This is a genomic window from Cellulomonas sp. McL0606, from assembly GCF_058248365.1.
In genome coordinates this window covers 1,879,617-1,896,681 of sequence record NZ_CM177779.1, presented here as the reverse complement: position 1 = coordinate 1,896,681, position 17,065 = coordinate 1,879,617, and the positions used below count along the sequence as shown (strand labels likewise).

Annotated in this window: 14 protein-coding genes and 2 pseudogenes; 5 read left to right on the top strand and 11 right to left on the bottom strand. The window is 70.1% G+C overall.

Going from position 1 to position 17,065, the window contains the following annotated elements; translation table 11 throughout:
* Position 1 precedes the first annotated feature (1 nt).
* Together AC38ZX_RS09555 and AC38ZX_RS09550 are read right to left on the bottom strand one after the other, a co-directional pair.
* Complete coding sequence (locus AC38ZX_RS09555; protein WP_491297097.1) at positions 2 to 724, bottom strand: GntR family transcriptional regulator; 723 nt, start codon at positions 722 to 724, stop codon at positions 2 to 4.
* Entirely contained in the window at positions 706 to 2,208 is a 1,503-nt protein-coding gene (locus AC38ZX_RS09550) for a fumarylacetoacetate hydrolase family protein (RefSeq protein WP_491297096.1), read from the bottom strand. Before AC38ZX_RS09550 ends, AC38ZX_RS09555 begins: the two co-directional genes overlap by 19 nt.
* Positions 2,209 to 2,319: 111 nt before the next feature.
* On the opposite strand from AC38ZX_RS09550, the gene AC38ZX_RS09545 reads away from it, so the two are divergent.
* Positions 2,320 to 3,027, top strand: a complete 708-nt coding sequence (locus AC38ZX_RS09545; RefSeq protein WP_491297094.1) for an SGNH/GDSL hydrolase family protein — start codon at positions 2,320 to 2,322, stop codon at positions 3,025 to 3,027.
* A gap of 35 nt (positions 3,028 to 3,062) precedes the next feature.
* Here AC38ZX_RS09545 and AC38ZX_RS09540 read toward each other — a convergent pair.
* Positions 3,063 to 3,634: pseudogene (locus AC38ZX_RS09540) on the bottom strand (NADPH-dependent FMN reductase).
* A gap of 130 nt (positions 3,635 to 3,764) precedes the next feature.
* Positions 3,765 to 4,598, bottom strand: a complete 834-nt coding sequence (locus tag AC38ZX_RS09535; protein ID WP_426595579.1) for a class II glutamine amidotransferase — start codon at positions 4,596 to 4,598, stop codon at positions 3,765 to 3,767.
* 1,064 nt (positions 4,599 to 5,662) lie between these two features.
* Here AC38ZX_RS09535 and AC38ZX_RS09530 point away from each other — a divergent pair.
* On the top strand, positions 5,663 to 6,535 hold the full coding sequence (locus tag AC38ZX_RS09530; RefSeq protein ID WP_491297091.1) for a hypothetical protein: 873 nt from the start codon (positions 5,663 to 5,665) through the stop codon (positions 6,533 to 6,535).
* Here AC38ZX_RS09530 and AC38ZX_RS09525 read toward each other — a convergent pair.
* The 4 genes and pseudogenes from AC38ZX_RS09525 to AC38ZX_RS09510 all read right to left on the bottom strand — a co-directional run bounded on the left by AC38ZX_RS09525 (position 6,493) and on the right by AC38ZX_RS09510 (position 11,319).
* On the bottom strand, positions 6,493 to 7,125 hold the full coding sequence (locus tag AC38ZX_RS09525) for a peroxidase family protein (RefSeq protein WP_491297351.1): 633 nt from the start codon (positions 7,123 to 7,125) through the stop codon (positions 6,493 to 6,495). The two genes, AC38ZX_RS09530 and AC38ZX_RS09525, sit on opposite strands and share 43 nt — an antisense overlap.
* Positions 7,126 to 7,243: 118 nt before the next feature.
* Positions 7,244 to 8,080, bottom strand: a pseudogene (locus tag AC38ZX_RS09520) (peroxidase family protein); the annotation flags it as partial.
* A gap of 280 nt (positions 8,081 to 8,360) precedes the next feature.
* Complete coding sequence (locus tag AC38ZX_RS09515; RefSeq protein WP_491297089.1) at positions 8,361 to 10,958, bottom strand: Dyp-type peroxidase; 2,598 nt, start codon at positions 10,956 to 10,958, stop codon at positions 8,361 to 8,363.
* Positions 10,959 to 11,109: 151 nt separating this feature from the next.
* On the bottom strand, positions 11,110 to 11,319 hold the full coding sequence (locus AC38ZX_RS09510) for a hypothetical protein (protein ID WP_491297087.1): 210 nt from the start codon (positions 11,317 to 11,319) through the stop codon (positions 11,110 to 11,112).
* Between the two features lie 352 nt (positions 11,320 to 11,671).
* On the opposite strand from AC38ZX_RS09510, the gene AC38ZX_RS09505 reads away from it, so the two are divergent.
* Entirely contained in the window at positions 11,672 to 12,046 is a 375-nt protein-coding gene (locus tag AC38ZX_RS09505) for a hypothetical protein (RefSeq protein WP_426595573.1), read from the top strand.
* Between the two features lie 381 nt (positions 12,047 to 12,427).
* Positions 12,428 to 13,381 (top strand): catalase family protein, encoded by a 954-nt coding sequence (locus tag AC38ZX_RS09500; protein WP_491297086.1) that lies wholly within the window; start codon positions 12,428 to 12,430, stop codon positions 13,379 to 13,381.
* On the opposite strand, the gene AC38ZX_RS09495 is transcribed toward AC38ZX_RS09500, so the two are convergent.
* The gene (locus AC38ZX_RS09495) at positions 13,372 to 14,199 is read right to left on the bottom strand and encodes a hypothetical protein (protein WP_491297084.1); all 828 of its coding nucleotides are present in this window, start codon (positions 14,197 to 14,199) and stop codon (positions 13,372 to 13,374) included. The genes AC38ZX_RS09500 and AC38ZX_RS09495 overlap by 10 nt on opposite strands.
* A gap of 125 nt (positions 14,200 to 14,324) precedes the next feature.
* A complete protein-coding gene (locus AC38ZX_RS09490) occupies positions 14,325 to 15,209 on the bottom strand; it encodes an aldo/keto reductase (protein ID WP_426595570.1) in 885 nt (294 codons plus the stop codon).
* Between the two features lie 828 nt (positions 15,210 to 16,037).
* Here AC38ZX_RS09490 and AC38ZX_RS09485 point away from each other — a divergent pair.
* Positions 16,038 to 16,379, top strand: a complete 342-nt coding sequence (locus AC38ZX_RS09485) for a hypothetical protein (RefSeq protein ID WP_491297083.1) — start codon at positions 16,038 to 16,040, stop codon at positions 16,377 to 16,379.
* Positions 16,380 to 16,567: 188 nt separating this feature from the next.
* On the opposite strand, the gene AC38ZX_RS09480 is transcribed toward AC38ZX_RS09485, so the two are convergent.
* Positions 16,568 to 17,050 carry a hypothetical protein gene (locus AC38ZX_RS09480; protein WP_426595567.1) on the bottom strand — a complete coding sequence of 161 codons (483 nt, stop codon included), beginning with the start codon at positions 17,048 to 17,050 and terminating at the stop codon, positions 16,568 to 16,570.
* Positions 17,051 to 17,065: the final 15 nt, after the last annotated feature.

Sequence of the window (17,065 nt, the reverse complement as noted above, 5' to 3'; positions counted from 1 at the left end):
CCTACTCCTTCGTCGTCGTCGAGGTGTCCAGGGACGACGCTGCCCGAGCCTCGTCGGGGTGCTCGTGCGCCAGATAGGCGGTGAGCGTGCCCGCGCGATGCCGCCGCACGGCGTCCTCGACGTCCCGGACCGGCGCACCGCCCTCGATGAGCACGAGGATGTCCTCGTGCTCGCGCACGGACTCCTGTGCCCTGCCGGGGACGAAGGCGAAGATCGAGTCGCGCATCGGCGCGAGCCGGGCCCACTCGGCCTCGACGATCTCCAGCAGCCGCGGGTTCGGGCACCTCGAGTAGAGGATGTGGTGGAAGTCCTGGTTCAGCGCGGAGAACGACCGGGGGTCGAAGCGGGTGAGGGACCTGGTCATGACTTCGTTCACGGCCCGGGCGTGGCGGATGTCGTCGACCGTGAGGCTCCGGGCCGCCAGTGCCGTCGCGGCGCTCTCGACGACCGTGATGGCTTCCATCGCGAAGCGGTACTGGGAGTCGTCGACCATCGCGACCCGCGCGCCGACGTTGCGCTCGAACGTGATCAGTCCCTCGGCCTCGAGCTGGCGCACCGCCTCGCGGACCGGCACGACGCTCATGTCGAGCTCGTTGGCGATCGTCCCGAGCACGAGCCGGTAGCCGGGTGTGAACTCCTGCTTCGCGATCCGTTCCTTGATCCAGAGGTAGGCCAGCTGGGACTTGCTCAACCCCGCGACGACGCTCACTGCGCTGCCCGCCATGCCTCGTACCTCGCTCTCCAGCTGGCATTCATGGGGAACAGCCCGTCGATGGCGTGACCCGCCGAGACCTGCGTCGCGATCCACGCGTCCTCGTCCTCCTGGGCGAGCGCCGCGTCGGCGACCTCCTCGGCGAGCGCCGGTGGCACGACGATCACTCCGTCCGAGTCGCCGACGATGATGTCGCCCGGTTGGATGGTCGCGCCCCCGCAGGCGACCGTCACGTCCCCATCCCACGGCACGTGCTTGCGGCCGAGGACGGCAGGGTGCGTGCCCGCGCAGAAGACGGGGATGCCCACGGCCGCAACCGCATCGCCGTCCCGCACGCCGCCGTCGGTGACGATCCCCGCCGCGCCACGTGAGTGCGCCCGGATCGCGAGCACGTCGCCGAGAGTCGCCGAGCCGGTCTCGCCGCGGGCCTCGATCACCAGCACCTCGCCCGTGCCGACGGCGTCGAACGCCCGCTTCTGCGCGTTGTACCCGCCACCGTGCCGCTCGAACAGGTCCTCCCGGTTGGGGACGAACCGAAGCGTCCGCGCGGTGCCGACCAGCTTCGCGCCGGGCCGCAGCGGCCGCACGCCCTCGATCGTCACGTTGTTCAGCCCCCGCCGGCGCAGCTGGGCGGACAGGCCGGCGACGGGCGTCCGGAGCAGCTTCTCGCGCAGCGAGGGTGCGAGCGTCGGTCCCAATCCGGCGGCCTCGCGCGAGCCCCACGCCTCGGCCCTCTGCGCGTCGTCGATGCTCGGCAGCGACCCGAGAGCGTCGTCGAACGCCACCTCCCCCTGCGTCACCGTGGTGACGAGCCGTCCGGTGCTCGAGCCGCCCGGGACGTCGACCTCGACCTCGACGACGTCGCCGGGCACGAGGACGCTCGCCCCGGCGGGCGTCCCTGTGAGGATGACGTCGCCGGTCTCGAGCGTGAGGTGCTGCGAGAGGTCCGCGACGATCTGGGCCAGCGAGAACATGAGGTTCGCCGTCGTGTCGGCCTGAGCCGGCGCACCGTTCACCCAGGAGCGCACGCGTAGCGCGCCTGGGTCGACCGTGCGCGCGTCGATGAGCGCGGGACCGAGCGGCGTGAAGCCGTCGCCACCCTTGGCCCGAAGGTTGGAGCCTCGGTCGTTCGTCCGCAGGTCGTAGAGGCCAAGGTCGTTGCCGGCCGTGACCCAGTCGACGTGGCTCCAGGCCGCATCGATGGTGACGCGCCGCGCCGGTGTGCCGATGATCAGCGCCACCTCGCCCTCGAACGCGAGCAACTCGGTGCCTGCCGGCCGCTCGACAACCCCCCCGGACGCGGCGATCGAGCTGGACGGCTTCAGGAAGTACGACGCGTGGCCGGGCCTCCGGCCGCGCTGGTCCGCGCGCGACGTATAGCTGAGGTGCACCGCGATGACCTTGCCCGGACGCCCAGGCAGTGCCCGGAACCGCTCGTCCTGCGTCGCCGTCGACTCATGGTCAGTCACCTGCGGATCATATATTATCCGTGACATCAGCGGCAATGGCGCTCAGGAGGCGACCGCGGCGGCGGCCACTCACGGGCCAGCAGGATCCGGGGTGTCAGAACCCCTCTTTGCGCAGGTCAGGTCCGCTACGTTGCGACCATGACAAATCCGAAACCGGTTTCGGTCAAAGGATCCGGCCCGTTCCGCGCGCTCCTTGTCGTGGGCGCCGTCGTGGTCGTCGCGGCGGTCGGCGTCTTCCTGGTGACCCGCCCCGCCGACGGCAAGACGTCGTCGACCGCCGCCGTCCCGGCCGGTGCGTCCGTCGCCTTCTACGGCGACTCCTACACGTTCGGCGAGCAAGCGAGCTCACCCGCGGCACGCTGGAGCACTGTCTTGGCGCAGCAGGAAGGCTGGGTCGAGCACAACGCGGGGATCAACGGGCTCGGCTTCGTCGCCGACCGAGACGGCACGGACGCCGTCCAGACGGTCCTCGATGCCCACCCCGACCTGATCATCGTGACGATGGGCCTCAACGACACGTTCGTCGCGGAGGACCAGATCGACGAGATCACCACCGCCATCCACGACGACTTCGCGCGCTTCCGGGCCGAGGCACCCCAGGCGCGGCTCGTCGTCGTCGAGCCGTTCTGGATCCCCGCGCCCGTGTCGCCGGGATTCACCCTGGTTGCCGACGCGGTCAAGGCCGGCGCGGCAGAGGTCCACGCCGACTACGTCGCTGGCGCGGGCGACTGGCTCACCGACCACCCCGAGTGGCGGTCCGACGACCAGTACCAGCACCCGGACGACGCCGGCTACGCCGAGATCGCCCGCCGCATGACGATCGAGGCTGAAAGAAGCTGGGCGTGATCGCGGACTGAGCTGCACGCACGGCGACCACCGGATCACGTGCGCGGCAGCACGGTGAGGACCCGGACCAGGTGGTCGTGGAACTCGCTCATGTACGCCCGGAGGAACGCGGCGGTCGAGTCGTCGGTGACCTCACCGTCGGGCGTGAAGACCTCGGGCGAGAAATGGATGTACGCCTCGGGCGACGTCATCTGCCGTGCGTTGCAGAGCTTAGGACTGCGCGCAGGCTCTGCTGGCCCACGGCGGTCCCGATCGCCCCGACCGACGCCCCGATCACGGCCGCCGGCATGTGGTCGAACGAGTTGCGTCCCCACGGCCGCGACGCCCAGTCGATGGCGTTCTTCAGCGCACCCGGGATCGACCGGTTGTACTCCGGGGTGACGAACAGCACGGCCTCCACACCGGCGATCGACTCCTTGAGCGCGCGGGCCTCGGGCGGATAGTCCGCGTCGAAGTCGGGGCTGTACAGGGGCAGGTTCCCGATGGGGATCTCGACGAACTCCAGGTCGTCGGGCGCCAGCGCGATCAGGGCCTTCGACAGGATCCGGTTGATCGACGTCGACGAGAGGCTCCCGACGAAGTACCCGACCGTGTAGGTGCGAGACATGGCGACTCCGTTCCCGGCGACCGTCTGGCGTGGCGTCGGACGCCGAATCGACGAACGTGACCTCCCACGCTAGGACCGACTGCCGCGAACGGCTCTCTGAACCGAACCGACGAGAGCCCGGAACGCCCTGCTACGGTGCCGCGGGCGCGAACGGGACGGTCTCCTGCACGCCGCCGCCGATCACGAGGCACGTGCTCTCCGGCACCTCGAGCCAGGCGCCACGGAGGTCGCCCAGGGGTTCGGACACGACGATGCGCGTGTCGGCGGACAGGCCGTGCAGCGTCGGGTTGTCGGGGTACTGCTGACGGAGCACCGCGACGTCCTGGTTGTGGAACAGTGAGCGCGACCGGCCCTCCGACGAGTAGCGGAACGCCCACAGGCGCTCGCCGTCGGTGGTCGCGATCGTGCCCTGCATCGGGTACTCGACGCCGTGCCGGCGAGCGACGTCCTCGACCAGCCCGATCGCAGCGGCGACGGCCTTCTGCGGGTCGTCGGTCAGTCCGAACGTCAGCGTGAGGTGGAAGAGCGTCTCGGAGTCGGTGGTGCCCTCGATCGTCGGGAAGAGCTCGGGGTCGACGGCCAGCTGGAGGTCTCGCTTGAGCTCGCTGAACCGTGCGATCAGCCCGTTGTGCATGAACAGCCAGCGGTCGTGGCGGAACGGGTGGCAGTTGGTCTGCTGCACGGCCGACCCGCTCGTCGCCCGGACGTGCGCGAGCACGACTCCCGACCGCACGTGCTGCGAGAGCTCGCGCAGGTTGCGGTCGCTCCACGCGGGCTCGACGCTGCGGAACAGCCCCGGCGTCGACGAGTGCTCGTCGTACCACCCGACGCCGAACCCGTCCCCGTTGGTCGGCTCCGCACCCAGCCGGCTGTGCAGGCTCTGCATGACGAGCGAGTTGGCAGGCTTGTAGAGCAGCTCGTCGAGCCGCACGGGCGAACCCGTGTACGCGATCCACCGGCACATCTGCGGCCTCCTCGTCGAGTCCCCGCGTTCGCCCAGCGTCCCACGGCGCAGGCGCGCCCACCTGGCGCAAGGAGCTTGAGGCCTGGTCGGTGGCAGCCGGTCGGCCCGGCCGGGCCTCGCCATTGACAGATCTCGAGGGCCGCGCGTTAGGTGAACTCACTGCCGATTCTTCCCCCGGAGGCCGATCGTGGTTCGAACGTCTGCGAGCGTCTCACGGCGCATCGCGTCCTTGGCCGTCGCGGGCGGCTTCGTCTTCGGCGCAGGTCTGTTCGTACCTGCGGCTGCGACCGCGGCAACACCGAACGGTGGGACGGAGGTGCGCCCCTTCGAGCCTGGTGAAGACGCCGCATCCGTCCTCACACCACCGAGGTCCAACGCTCCCGCCCGGGTGCCCGCCGCGGGTCTTCCGCGGCCGACGAGCCAGTCGGTGGCGGCCGATCCCGCCTCGAAGCGGGCGGAGGGCCTGAGCCTGAAGGACACCCGCGACGCGAACGGGGGCAACCAGTTCAGCCTCGAACCCCCGGACCAGGCGCTCTGCGTGGGGACGAGTGAGGTGATCGAGGGCGTGAACAACGTGTTAGCCACGTACTCGACATCCGGCACACGTACGTCCGCGCCGCAGGCGTACGTGCCGTTCTGGAACAACGGCACTCCCGAGATCGACCGGGCGACCGGTACGTACGGGCCGTTCCTGTCCGACCCCAAGTGCTACTTCGATCCCCAGCTGAGCCGGTTCTTCATGACCGAGCTTCCAGCTCGGTGTCGACCCAGCGACCGGCGATTTCACCGGGACCAGCTTCGAGAACATCGCGGTCAGCAAGTCCTCCACCCCGTCGACGAGCGCGGCCGACTGGTACCAGTACCGGCTCGACGTCCGCAACGACGGCGCGCCCGGCACGCCCAGCCACGCCGGCTGCCCCTGCCTGGGCGACCAGCCCCTGATCGGCGCCGACCGCTACGGGTTCTACGTCACGACGAACGAGTTCTCGATCGACGGCCCGCAGTTCAACGGCGCCCAGATCTACGCGTTCGACAAAGCCGCCCTCGCCAACGGCACGATGAAGGTGCAGCGCATCGAATCCGGCGGCCTCCAGCTCGCTGAGGGCACCGCGTACAGCGTGCAGCCGGCGACCTCGCCCGTCCCGTCCGAGTGGTCGAGCGCCAACAACGGCACCGAGTACGCGCTGTCGGCACTCGACTTCAACGCCAAGCTCGACAACCGCGTCGCCACCTGGGCGCTCACCAACACCCAGAGCCTCACCACGGCGAGCCCGGCGGTGCAGCTCTCCAGCGTGGTGATCAGCAGCGAGGTCTACGGCCAGCCACCGTCGGTGCAGCAGAAGGCCGGCCCCTATCCCCTGGGCCAGAGCCTGAAGGACAAGCTCAACCTCCTCCAGTCGAACGACGACCGGATGAACCAGGTCGTCTACTCCGGCGGCAGGCTCTGGAGCGGCGTCAACACGGCTGCGAAGACCAAGAACGGCCCCACCACCACCGCGATCGCCTACTTCGTCGTCCAGCCCAGCAGCACCGCGAACAGCGTGTCCGCCACCATGGCGAACCAGGGCTACGTCGCAGTCGACCGCAGCTCGGTGATGTACCCATCCATCGGGGTCGCCGCAGGCGGGACGAAGGCAGCAATGGTGTTCACGCTGGTCGGACCGGACTTCTACCCTTCGACCGCCTACGTCCGCCTCACCAGCGACGGGGCAGTCACGGGCCCGGTCTCGATCTACGGAGCCGGGACGAAGCCCGCCGACGGATTCACCGGCTACCCGCAGTACGACGGCAACGGGCAGGAACGCTGGGGCGACTACTCCGCCGCGGTCGCCGACGCCGGCGGCACGGTGTGGGTGGCCGCGGAATACGTTCCCGGCACCTTCGGGTACCCGCCCTACCTTGCGAACTGGGGCACCGCGATCGGCGCCATCGGCTGAGCAACGACCTTGCCGTCGGGCGCTACGCCGACGGGAGCGGCCACGGCGCGAACGCGTTGCGCACCCCGCGCACGGCCGAGGCGAGCTCCCGGGTAGTGCCGGACGATGACGGACGACATGTCGTTGCCGTCGATCCAGGCCATGCCCTCCGGCGTGTAGGTCTTCTTGGTGAAGTCGACGCCGAAGAACCGGTCGCTCTTCAGTCGCCGGGACGCCATGAGGACGAAGATCCGGAACGCGGTGTCGCTGAACCCGAAGCCGCGCGGGAGCTGCTCGCCCAGCATGCCGACCATCAGGTCGACGTCCTCCAGGTCGTCGTCGTAGATCTCGCGCAGCTTCGCGACCGTCGCGGGGTCGTCGCCGTCGTCGAAGCTGCCCACGGGTGCCATGTGCATGAGGCGGCGGAACTCGTTGTAGCGCGGCACGCCACGCTCCCGCGAGCGCAGCACGTCGATCGCGGCCAGGTCGATCAGCGCGCCGTCGTTGCGCGGCAGCCGGTGCATGAAGCGTGGGCTGTTGTGGAGGCGCAGGGCCCCGGGGTGGGCCACGCCGAGGGAGTAGAACGCGTTCGTCGCCGAGACCCGCTCCAGGACCGATCTCGCTCAACCCGTGCAGGTCCATGAATCCCAGGCGCTCGCTCACGTCGCCCGTCTCGGCGTCACGGATCTCGTAGTCGTCGGGGATCAGCGGGTGCATCCGGTAGACCGCGACGAACTCCTCCGTCATGGCGTACGGCACGCCGTGGTGGTCCGTCGGCGACCCGGGGATACCACTGATCAGGTCGCTGGACGAGAGCCGGCCGACGAGGTCGTGCACCTTCTCCTCGGCCACGCCCCACCAGTTCGCGCGCATGGCGATGTGCAGCACCGGGTGGCCGAGGATGGCCGGTGTCCACTCGACCGTGTGGATCTTGGCGATCAGCGCCGCGTTGATCAGCCGCGCCTTCTCGAACAGCTGGTCGTCGTTCCACGACGGGTAGGACGCTGCGAGCCGGTCGCAGATCGCGTTGTGCTCACGCATGAAGAGCGTGTGCATGAGCTCGAGGCCCATCCACCAGCCGTCCTGGCCGCCCGAGGTGCCCAGCAGCGCGGGGTCCACGTCGATCAGGCCGTCGTCCCGGATCCGGACCCTTCCAGCGGTGCCGAGGCGGACGGCGTGCTCGAACTCGGGCGTGCTCCCGTACAGCTGGGACGCGTCCCACCAGTGGGTCTCGGTGTTGACCCACGTCGCCGAGCCGTCGGTCGCGTGGTTGCTGGGGTCCCTGGGCGTGCTCGGCCACACCATGGGGTCGTCCGGCCAGTCGTCGCCCGCCGGGCGCGGCACCCGGATCGGGTGCTCCATGTCGGTGCCGTGGCTGAACCAGTCGCGCGTCTCGAACTGGAGCCACGCGGCCGCGAGCACGTTCAACGTGGTCGCCGGCTTGAACTCGTGTCGAAGCAGCAGGGCGTCGCTGATGGTCCGGGGGTTGGGGGTGAACAGCCGAGGCGGCACCTCGGGCCTGGTCAGCTCCAGAGGGACGTTCCGGCCGAACCGCGTCCGGGCCATCCCCATGGCCGGGTGCGCCAGGTCGTTGTACGAGCCGTCCGTCGTACGGGCGACCAGGTGGCGCGGTGGGGCCGGGACCGGCGCCGTGGCACCGGACCCCTGGGACGTGCTGAACAGGTTGCGGGCGCGCAGTGTGTTCCGGATGCCGATGAGCGCGAGCACCCCCAGCAGGGTCGGGAACCTGTGCCACTCGAATCGCTTGTCGAGCAGCTCCACCAGCTTGCCGAATGCTGACTGCTTGCGCATCGTTCCCCCGAGGTTCGTGTCGTTGACGTGCGTTCTACGCAGCCGATCCACCCCTGGGGCGTGCTGCGAGGTAGTGGAGCGCCCGGAGGCCCGGCAGGAAGAAGTAGGCGCCCCCACGCATCTGGACGAACTGCGGGAGCTCTCGGTACCGGTGTCGGACAGGTTCCCCGGGGACGGTGAAGGTCGACGGCCCGTGCACCCGGGAGCCGATCAACGGATCGTCCGCGTCGTCCAGCGGCGCGAACACGTTGCCGTTCAACCAGCTGTGCTGCACGAACTCGAACTGGCGTGCCAGGTTGGCGTTCAGGCACAGGAAGTACAGGCCGCGCTCGTCGGCGTCGGAGTACGTCCTGCCCCGCCGGACCAGTCGGTGCGTCCGGACGCCACGGAGCGAGGCGTCTGTGCCGGGGTTCGGCGGCAGGGAGTCGCGCGGGTTCGCGCGCCGGACGTGGGCACCCACGGGGCACCGCACGCCGAGGGGGTCGACGTCGTGGTACCCGAAGTCGTTGGCGGCCGAGAGGGTGGGGTCGTCGACCGCGGGTGCCAGCACCAAGGGTGCCCCGCTGGGCCACCTGCCGACGATGCGTGCTGCGAGGTGCTCGGCCTGCGCCGCGTCCCCGTCCGTCGCCGAATTCACGTGATCCCAGAACCCGTCGACGTCCTGGCGGAGCTGGCGGAAGACGAGGTACGTGCCGTTGCGCCCGAGGTCCGGAGCGCCCGACCGGTCGCGGCGCAGCATCCGCTCGGGGTCCGCGGACTGCTGCAGGAGGGGGCGCTCGGACTGCTGGCCGTACTCGTTGCGGTAGCCGAGCACGAACTCCCCAGGCCTCAGCGCCTCCGCGGGGTCGGGACCGCCGGTGACCGCTGCGATCGTCGGCTGCGAGATCCCGTCCCTGAACCCGAACACCTCCCGGTCGCTCAGACCGTCGGCCAAAAGGACCCGCTGCACGCGGACGCCGTCCTGCTCGGCCTGGGCGCGTACCTCGGCCACGAGCGTCGTCAGGGTCCGGGCGTCCTGGGCGTAGAGCAGGAGCAGGAGGTGGACGGGCTCCTCCCCGGAGCGCCCCCACAGCCACCCGCTCGGATCGTTCGTGCCCGTGTCGCCCAGGATCCGGTTCCGGTACTCGGTGTCCATGCCCGTGCGGAACGGCTCGGAGAACCCGTCGGGGAGGTCGTCCCACTCGGTCAGGCAGCGGACGCCGTCGTGGGTCAGGGCGACCTGCATCGCCTGGTCGTCCGGACTCTCGTCGCCGGTGGTGACTCGCGGCGCAGCCCACCGTGCCAGCCTTCGGAGCCCGTCGGACGTCGGCGCGTGCAGCAGGACGTAGGCGGCGCACGGGAGCTTCCCGTATCCGCGCACCACCAGACCCTGGAGGTCGCCCAGGTCGAGCAGGTCGCCCATCGCCCCGCTCACATCGCCTCGAGCCATCGCGGGTCCTGGGCGCGAAGGGCCCGACGGACGTCCGCGTTCCGGTCGATGTGCGTCGCCGCGAGCGTCGGGTAGGCCGAGTAGAACACCACGGTCGGCACCAGGTGCCGGCGCAGGTAGTGCTTGTAGGCGATCTCGTCCTTGGCGCCACCGAAGAACAGCCAGCGCGTGCGCGGGAAGCCGATGCCGTTGCTGAAGACGAGGTTGATGCCCCAGGCCAGCCGGGAGATGAAGTCGTCCATGTAGCTTCTCGAGGTTGCCGTCGTAGCTGCTGGCGAAGATGAGCCGTCGGCCACCGTCGACCGGTTGCCACCGGGCGAAGTGGATGGTCTGGACCCCGGACAGGTTGTCTCGGTACATGACGAGACGGAACGCCAGATCGAGCCCGAGCAGCGCGCCGCGCATCGTGAGGCGTCGCACGATCCCAGGCTTGACGAACCCGATGCCGGTGAAGGGGTTCTGGACCCCATGGTCCTCGTAGCGACGGACCGCGTCGATGTGCCCGATGTCGACCGCTCCGCTCTCCGGCGTGTCGCGCAGCTCCAGGACCCGCACCACGAGCACCCACGCGACAAGGAACGGGCCGACGAGCGGGAGCACGAGGAGCAGGCCGAGGACGATCGCGACCAGCGTCGAGATCCGGAGCACTCCGTAGGTGAGTCCCGGGCTCGAGGGTCGACGGATCGCCCACGCCAGGTCGGGGCGCCGTTTCACCGCGCGGTACACCGTGTGCGCGACCGCGTCGACCGAGGTTCGCTGGGCGGCCGTCAGCTCGTCGAGCACGACCTCGACCTGCTCGCGCAGGTATGCCTCACGCTTGATCTGCTCCACCGGGCGGTCGGCGGTGTGCCGGTAGTAGGCGGCCGGCCGCAAGGAGTGCTCGTGCAACCACAGGAGACGCGCTGCCACGCCGGGCGTGCCCGGGTAGCCCCGGCAGTTCTCGAACAGTGCGTGGATCTCGGTCGGCAGCGCTCGGAAGTGCTCGTCGGCAGAACCGTCGACGTCAGCCATGTAGACGATCGACGGCGGTATCGGATGTCCCTCGGTGTCGATCACCGGCTCGAGGACGAAGGCGCGGGCGAAGTGAACCGTGCCGATCGCGTCGAAGTCATCGACGCGGATCTGTGCCAGCTGGTCCCGGGCGGCCTCTTCGCGGTCGGCGACGAGCTCCGCCTGGACGCACACCGCTACCTGTGCCGGCATGCAACCACCCCTGGGACCATGTGCCTACCCGTCGCGAGCCGGTTCGTCGGGCTACTTCGACCCCCGCTGTCGGAGCGTGAACCAGCCGACGCGCCGATGCCACAGCCAGACGACTCCGAGGTAGAGGCCGGGGCCGACGAGGCGGATCTCATCACGGACCATGTGGGCGACGCGCGAGGTGCGGGAGTAGTCGATGAGGACGATCGGGTCGCCGTCGACCCAGCTTCTCAGCCGTGGACAACGTGGCCTTGATCAGTCGCAGCCGGAACGGGCTGATGAGGTTCTTGAGGCTGGCCTGCTCCGCGTCGACGACCTTCCCCTGCCACAAGAACGCACGGGCGAAGATCGAGATCGGCTTCACCGCTCGGGTTCCGGGAAAGGCGAGAACTGTGCCGCGCAGCTTCCCTTCGGAACGGGACCAGGAGGGCTCGCCCGGAACAGCTCGTCGAGGAGCCGATTGCCCAGGCGCATCAGGGCGGCCTCGGTGTGAGGCTGCGTGATCGTCGGTTGACGCGTCGCGTTCCTGCTCGACATGGCCAGACCTCCCCTGCCGCAAGCCGGTGGTCGAGGTCGGCTTGATCGCCCTCCAGCGTGCTCCCGCCGCCCAGGCTTGTAAAGGCGTAAACCGGTCGATACCGGACAGGGACGTGCAAGCGTTGACAGCGACCGGCACCGGTGCCAACGTGGCACGGGAGTCGATCAGGGGAGACGCCATGGCGACATCGACCGCGAGCCGCCGTTCGGGTCAGATCCTGGCCGTCGTGCGGATCGTCATGGGCACGCTCGGCCTGCTTGCTCCCCAGGTGCTCCTGCGCCGGCTGGCGACGGACGAACAGGCGTCCCGGGCGGGCATGTATCCGTTCCGGATGTTCGGCATCCGGACGATCCTCCTGGGCATCGAGCTGCTCACCGCGGATGACGCCTCGCGACGCAAGCTGGCCCGCCTGGCCATCCTCATCCACGCCTCGGACACGGTGTCGGCGGTCGTGTCCGGCATGCGCGGGGACCTGCCTCGGCGTGCCGCGGTCACCACGGCGCTCATCTCGTCCGCCAACACGACGCTCGCCGTCCTGGCCACTCGCGACTGAGGGTGCCCACCACGCCGACCGCGAGCTCCAACGCGAGCCACCCGCAGCCGCGCGCCGCGACCGGCGTGGCCTGGCGCGACTTCGTCGCCGACACCGCCACGGCGTTGCTGCGGCTGGAGCGTCGCTTCGACCCGTTCGTCCGACCGACCCTCGACGCCCTGCTGAAGGACCGCGCCGAGCGACTCATCACCTCGCTCATCAACGTCAACCGCCGCAACCTGCAGCTGCAGATCGCGGAAGAGCGAGCGATGGTCGACGAGGAAAGCTTCACCGACTCGATCGTGCGCAGCTTCACCGAACAGATGACCGGCCTGTGGAAGCCCGGCGGCTTCGAGCGCGGCGGCAACACCAAGACGCACGGCATCTGCCGGGGCGCTGACCGTGCACGACAACCTGCCCGAGCACCTGCGCCGCGGGATCTACGCGAAGCCGCAGACCTTCACGGCGTGGGTACGCTTCTCGGGGCCGGGGCCGTACATCACGCCGGACATCGACGACGTCGGCTTCATGAGCATCAGCATCAAGCTCATGGGCGTCGAGGGCCCGAAGCTGCTCAACGACGAGCGGCACACGCTCGACATGTTCGGCGTGTCGACCGCCACCTTCGTCACGCCCGACGCGATGGCCAACGCGGCGCTTCAGCTCTGGAGCGTGCAGAACGCGGCCTTGTTCTACTTCGTCAACCTGCGCGCCCCGCACGTGTTCGACATGCTCATGCAGTCGCTCTACACCAAGACCCAGAGCAGCCCGTTCGAGGCGCCCTACTTCAGCTGCGTGCCCTACCTGATGGGTGAGGGTCAGGCGATGTCGTACTCCGTGTGGCCGACGTCGAGCAGGAAGACACCCATCCCGCGCCTGCCGTTCCGCCCGCCCGACGACTACCTGCGCGACGCGATGGTGGCGTCGCTGTCGGAGGGTGATGTGGAGCTGGAGGTGCGCGTGCAGGTGCAGACGGACCCGCACCTGATGCCGATCGAGAACGCCGGCGTGCTGTGGCCGACGAAGCTGTCGCCGCGGGTGCCCGTCGCCACGCTTCGCCTCCCGAGGCAGACGTTCGACTCGCCCGCGCAGATGGAGTTCGCGAAGCAGCTGTCGTACAACCCGTGGCACACGATCGCCGAGCACCGTCCGCTGGGCAACCAGAGCCGGGCGAGGAAGCGGATGTATGAGGAGCTGTCACCTGCGGCACCGGATGAACGCGGTGCCGCACTACGAGCCGACCGGAGACGAACGCTTCACCTAGTCAAGACAGTGACGCAGCGACGGACCACTCCTCGGTCGTGCGTGCCGCGATCGAACCCGCCCGGGCCGACCACGGCGACGCCTCACCCGTAGTCGCGTCGGTACCGAGCGTCGACCTGACGAGCCAGCAGCTGGCGCTCGTCCTCGAGCCCCACGCCGTGCTTGTGCGCGAGGGCCGCGAGGATGGCGTCGCAGACCGCGACGAACTCGCCGCCGGACGAGCGACCGGTCGCCGCCAGCCAGCGCTGTTCGGCGGCATGCCGGACGTAGTCGCCCACCGCGGCATCCTCGGTGCGGAGGATGGCGCCGCCGTCGTTGACGAGCGGCGTGCCGTCCGGGTTCGCGATTCCGACACCGGTCGGACGGGGCAGAGGTGGCACCGGGGGTGCCGCAGGCTGCGGTGTCCGGGGTTCCGGAATCCGGGCCTCCGGGACCTGGGGCTCGGGGATCCGGGGCTCCGGGATCCGGGCCTCCGGGACCTGGGGCTCCGGGATCCGGGCCTCCGGGACCTGGGCTTCCGGGACCCGGGGCTCCTGGACCGGGGGCTCCTGGACCTGGGGCTCCTGGACCTGGGGCTCCGGTACCGGGGCCTGGTGCAGCCCCGGCTGGGGCGGCAGCGGGTCGGCGATCCGCGACGGCTGCTCGGGCACCTCGGTCGGTGACTGGGCTGCGGCCTCGGCCTGACGGAGCAGCTCGGTCGCGCTCTCGAGCCTGGCCGCGTAGCTCTCGATGACCGCGAGCTGCTCGTCGAGGGGCACGCCGGGGTCGCCGTCGATGAAGTCCTGGTTGTAGGACTCCTTGGCGCGCACCAGCCGTTGCGACAGTCGGTGGATCTCGTCCCGCAGCTTCGCGGGGTTGACCGCAGCGCTCGATGACGCCGGTGTCGGATATGCGTCGAACGTGAGTGCCATGGCTACCCTCCTTGGTCGCTCGCAACCTCGATATGTCATCGACGGATCGAGCGGCCAACATGAGCAGCACGCCAGGGCGAATTCCTGGGTTCCTCGTCGAGCGGTTCGTCCCGAGGTAACCGGCGTCAGGCCTCCGGGACCGGGCGCCCCCAGGCCTCGAGGGTCATCGTCGCCGGCTCCGGGCCGCCGCGGTGCCCGGTGTCCAGGGCGTCGATCGCCGCCAGCTCCGCGTCGGTGAGCTCGAAGTCGGTCACGGCGAAGTTCTCCGCGATGCGCGACGGGGTGACGGACTTCGGGATCGCCGACCGGCCCCGCTGCAGGTGCCAACGCAGCATGACCTGCGCGGGGGTCCGGTCGTGGGTGGCCGCGATCGCGGCGATGGTCGGGTCGGCCAGCGCGGACGGGTGCCCGCTGTCGCGGTAGAAGGTGATGCCGCCGATGGGCGACCACGCCTGGGAGAGGATCCCGTGCGCTGCGTCCGCGGCGAGGACGGCCGGCTGACGGAAGTACGGGTGGACCTCGATCTGGTTCACCGCGGGCACGACGGTCGTGGCCGCCAACAGCTCGTCGAGGTGGTCCGTCATGAAGTTCGACACCCCGATCGCCCGGACCTTGCCGGTGGCCAGGAGCTGCTCCAGGGCCCGGTACGCATCGATCGTCAGGTCGAAGCGGCTCGGCAGCGCCTGGTGCAGGATCAGGAGGTCGATCGTGTCGACGCCGAGCTTGACGGCGGACTTGTCGAACGCGTGCAGGGTGGCGTCGTACCCGTAGTCGCTGATCCAGACCTTGGTCTCGACGAACACCTCCTCGCGCGGGACCCCGGACTCGCGCAGCGCCCTGCCCACCTCGCGCTCGTTGCCGTAGGCCGCCGCGGTGTCGATGTGCCGGTAGCCGACCTCGAGCGCCGTCCGCACCGCGGCCACCGTCTCGTCGGGCGGCGTCTGGAACACACCGAAGCCGAGGGCGGGCAGCGTGACGCCGTTGTTCAGGGTGAGCGTGGGGATGGTCATGGGTCCACCGTAGGGAGGGTCACGGACTGACGCCCGGCGGCGCCGGAGCGGGCGACGAGAGGTCCGCGACGTCGATCGCCTAGGGCCGGGCTGTCCGCGGGCGCGCCGGAGGGGGATGCTGGAAGACGATCGCCGACCGAAGGACGGCAGAGATGTCGCACGACGCTGAACCCCGGGTGCGGCCCCGCTGGGCCACCTACTCGGTCCGGGCGCACACCGACCTCGGTGCTCTGATCTCGGACGTGCTCATGCACGACGCGGTCGTCTTCCCGTGCCCCGCGGACGACGACGACTTCACGTACTGGGCCGATGCCGGCTGGGACCCGGAGCTGCTGGCCCTGCGCGTGACCCAGCTGGGCGACGCCGCGGTGACGATCCCGTGGGACGCGGAGCTGCGCGAGAAGTGGCGGTTCGCGTTCGACCACTTGAGCCCGCAGGAACGCGCCGACCCGGAACGCGCCTACCTGCTCACCGCCGAGTTCCTGGCCGACCGCCCGTTCGTCACCCTCATGGACACCGACGACGACCGGTTCCCGCGCTCACCGCTCGACCAGCCGACCCTGCACCCAGCATTCGCCGCGCACGACGGTCGCGGCCGGGTGGCACGCGACGACGCCGAGCTCGTCGCCGCCTACCAGGGGACCGACTCCGTCCGGTTCACCGGCGGCTCGGCCTCGACGGACCTCGACGCCCTCACGTTCGAGTGGCGCAGCGGGCAGCCCGGGCTGCGGCTCCAGCTGCCGCTGGCCTGCGTCGACGACCCGGACGAGGAGACCCTGCACCGGGTGCTGGACCTGATCGGCGACGACGACTTCCGCCGGGCCCGGCGTGAAGCTCTGGGCCTGGGAGAACCAGCTGTCGCCGACGTGGACCGCCGCAGACGTCGCGACGCTCCTCGAGCAGCTGGTGGAGGAGTACAACCGGGCCGTGGTCCGCGAGCTGGCCCACACCCGCGTCCGCACCACCTTCCTGCTGGTCCCGGTCGCGATCGGGCTGGGCATCGACCAGCTGTTCGCCGGCGTGGTCGGCACGCTCGTGGGCGCAGCCTCCGGGCTCATGATCAACCAGGTCAAGGCCCGGTTCCCGGTGCTCACCGGACCCGCCGTCCGGGCGAGCCACCACCCTGGGAGCGCGGTCTCCGGGATGCTCAGCATCGTCGGCCAGGGCTGAGGCGGCCGTCGTCAGCCGACCTGCTCCAGCTTGGCCGGTCGGGTGCAGTGACCTCGACGTCGCGAGAGACCTCCGTGGCGAGCCGGGGTAGGAACCCGGGCTGGCACGCGGAGGCCTCTCGCGTCACACGTCAGTGCCCCGGTGGACGTCGCGGCGTCGAAGCCGACGAGGCCCGGACGGGGCCCACCTCATCCCTCGGTGCCGGTCACGCCGATGTAGACCGTGGCGACGCCACGCGGGTTGAGCAGCACGACCGGCGCGATGCACCGCTTCGGCAGCGCGACCTTGGCGTTGATCTTGGCGTCGCCCGTGGACGAGAACGGCACGACGGCCGTTGTCGCGACCACGGCGCCGTTGCACGCGACGCTCGCGGAGAGCTGCGTGATGGGATTCGCGCCGGACGACGTCAGGACGAGGCCGCGCACCCGCACGTCCAGGCGACCGTCGTGGCGCAACCGCGCCTCTCCGTTGCCGATCACCCAGTTGGCCCCGCCTGGAGCCACGTTCTGGAACAGGACCGGATCGGTCGTCAGGCTCCCGGCCAGCTCTGCGTCCAAGATGGTCCGACCACCTCCCTCGTGCCCGCCACCGGCGAAAGCCGCGGGAGCCCCGATCAGTCCGGCGGTCACCACGACCGCCGCAGCCATCGCTACGCGCCTCAGGATCGTCATCGTCGTCAACCCTTC

Coding starts and splice junctions, on each gene's coding strand:
- AC38ZX_RS09555 (WP_491297097.1), bottom strand. CDS start 724: ATGGCGGGCAGCGCAGTGAGCGTCGTCGCGGGGTTGAGCAAGTCCCAG.
- AC38ZX_RS09550 (WP_491297096.1), bottom strand. CDS start 2,208: ATGTCACGGATAATATATGATCCGCAGGTGACTGACCATGAGTCGACG.
- AC38ZX_RS09545 (WP_491297094.1), top strand. CDS start 2,320: ATGACAAATCCGAAACCGGTTTCGGTCAAAGGATCCGGCCCGTTCCGC.
- AC38ZX_RS09535 (WP_426595579.1), bottom strand. CDS start 4,598: ATGTGCCGGTGGATCGCGTACACGGGTTCGCCCGTGCGGCTCGACGAG.
- AC38ZX_RS09515 (WP_491297089.1), bottom strand. CDS start 10,958: ATGCCGGCACAGGTAGCGGTGTGCGTCCAGGCGGAGCTCGTCGCCGAC.
- AC38ZX_RS09505 (WP_426595573.1), top strand. CDS start 11,672: ATGGCGACATCGACCGCGAGCCGCCGTTCGGGTCAGATCCTGGCCGTC.
- AC38ZX_RS09495 (WP_491297084.1), bottom strand. CDS start 14,199: ATGGCACTCACGTTCGACGCATATCCGACACCGGCGTCATCGAGCGCT.
- AC38ZX_RS09490 (WP_426595570.1), bottom strand. CDS start 15,209: ATGACCATCCCCACGCTCACCCTGAACAACGGCGTCACGCTGCCCGCC.
- AC38ZX_RS09480 (WP_426595567.1), bottom strand. CDS start 17,050: ATGACGATCCTGAGGCGCGTAGCGATGGCTGCGGCGGTCGTGGTGACC.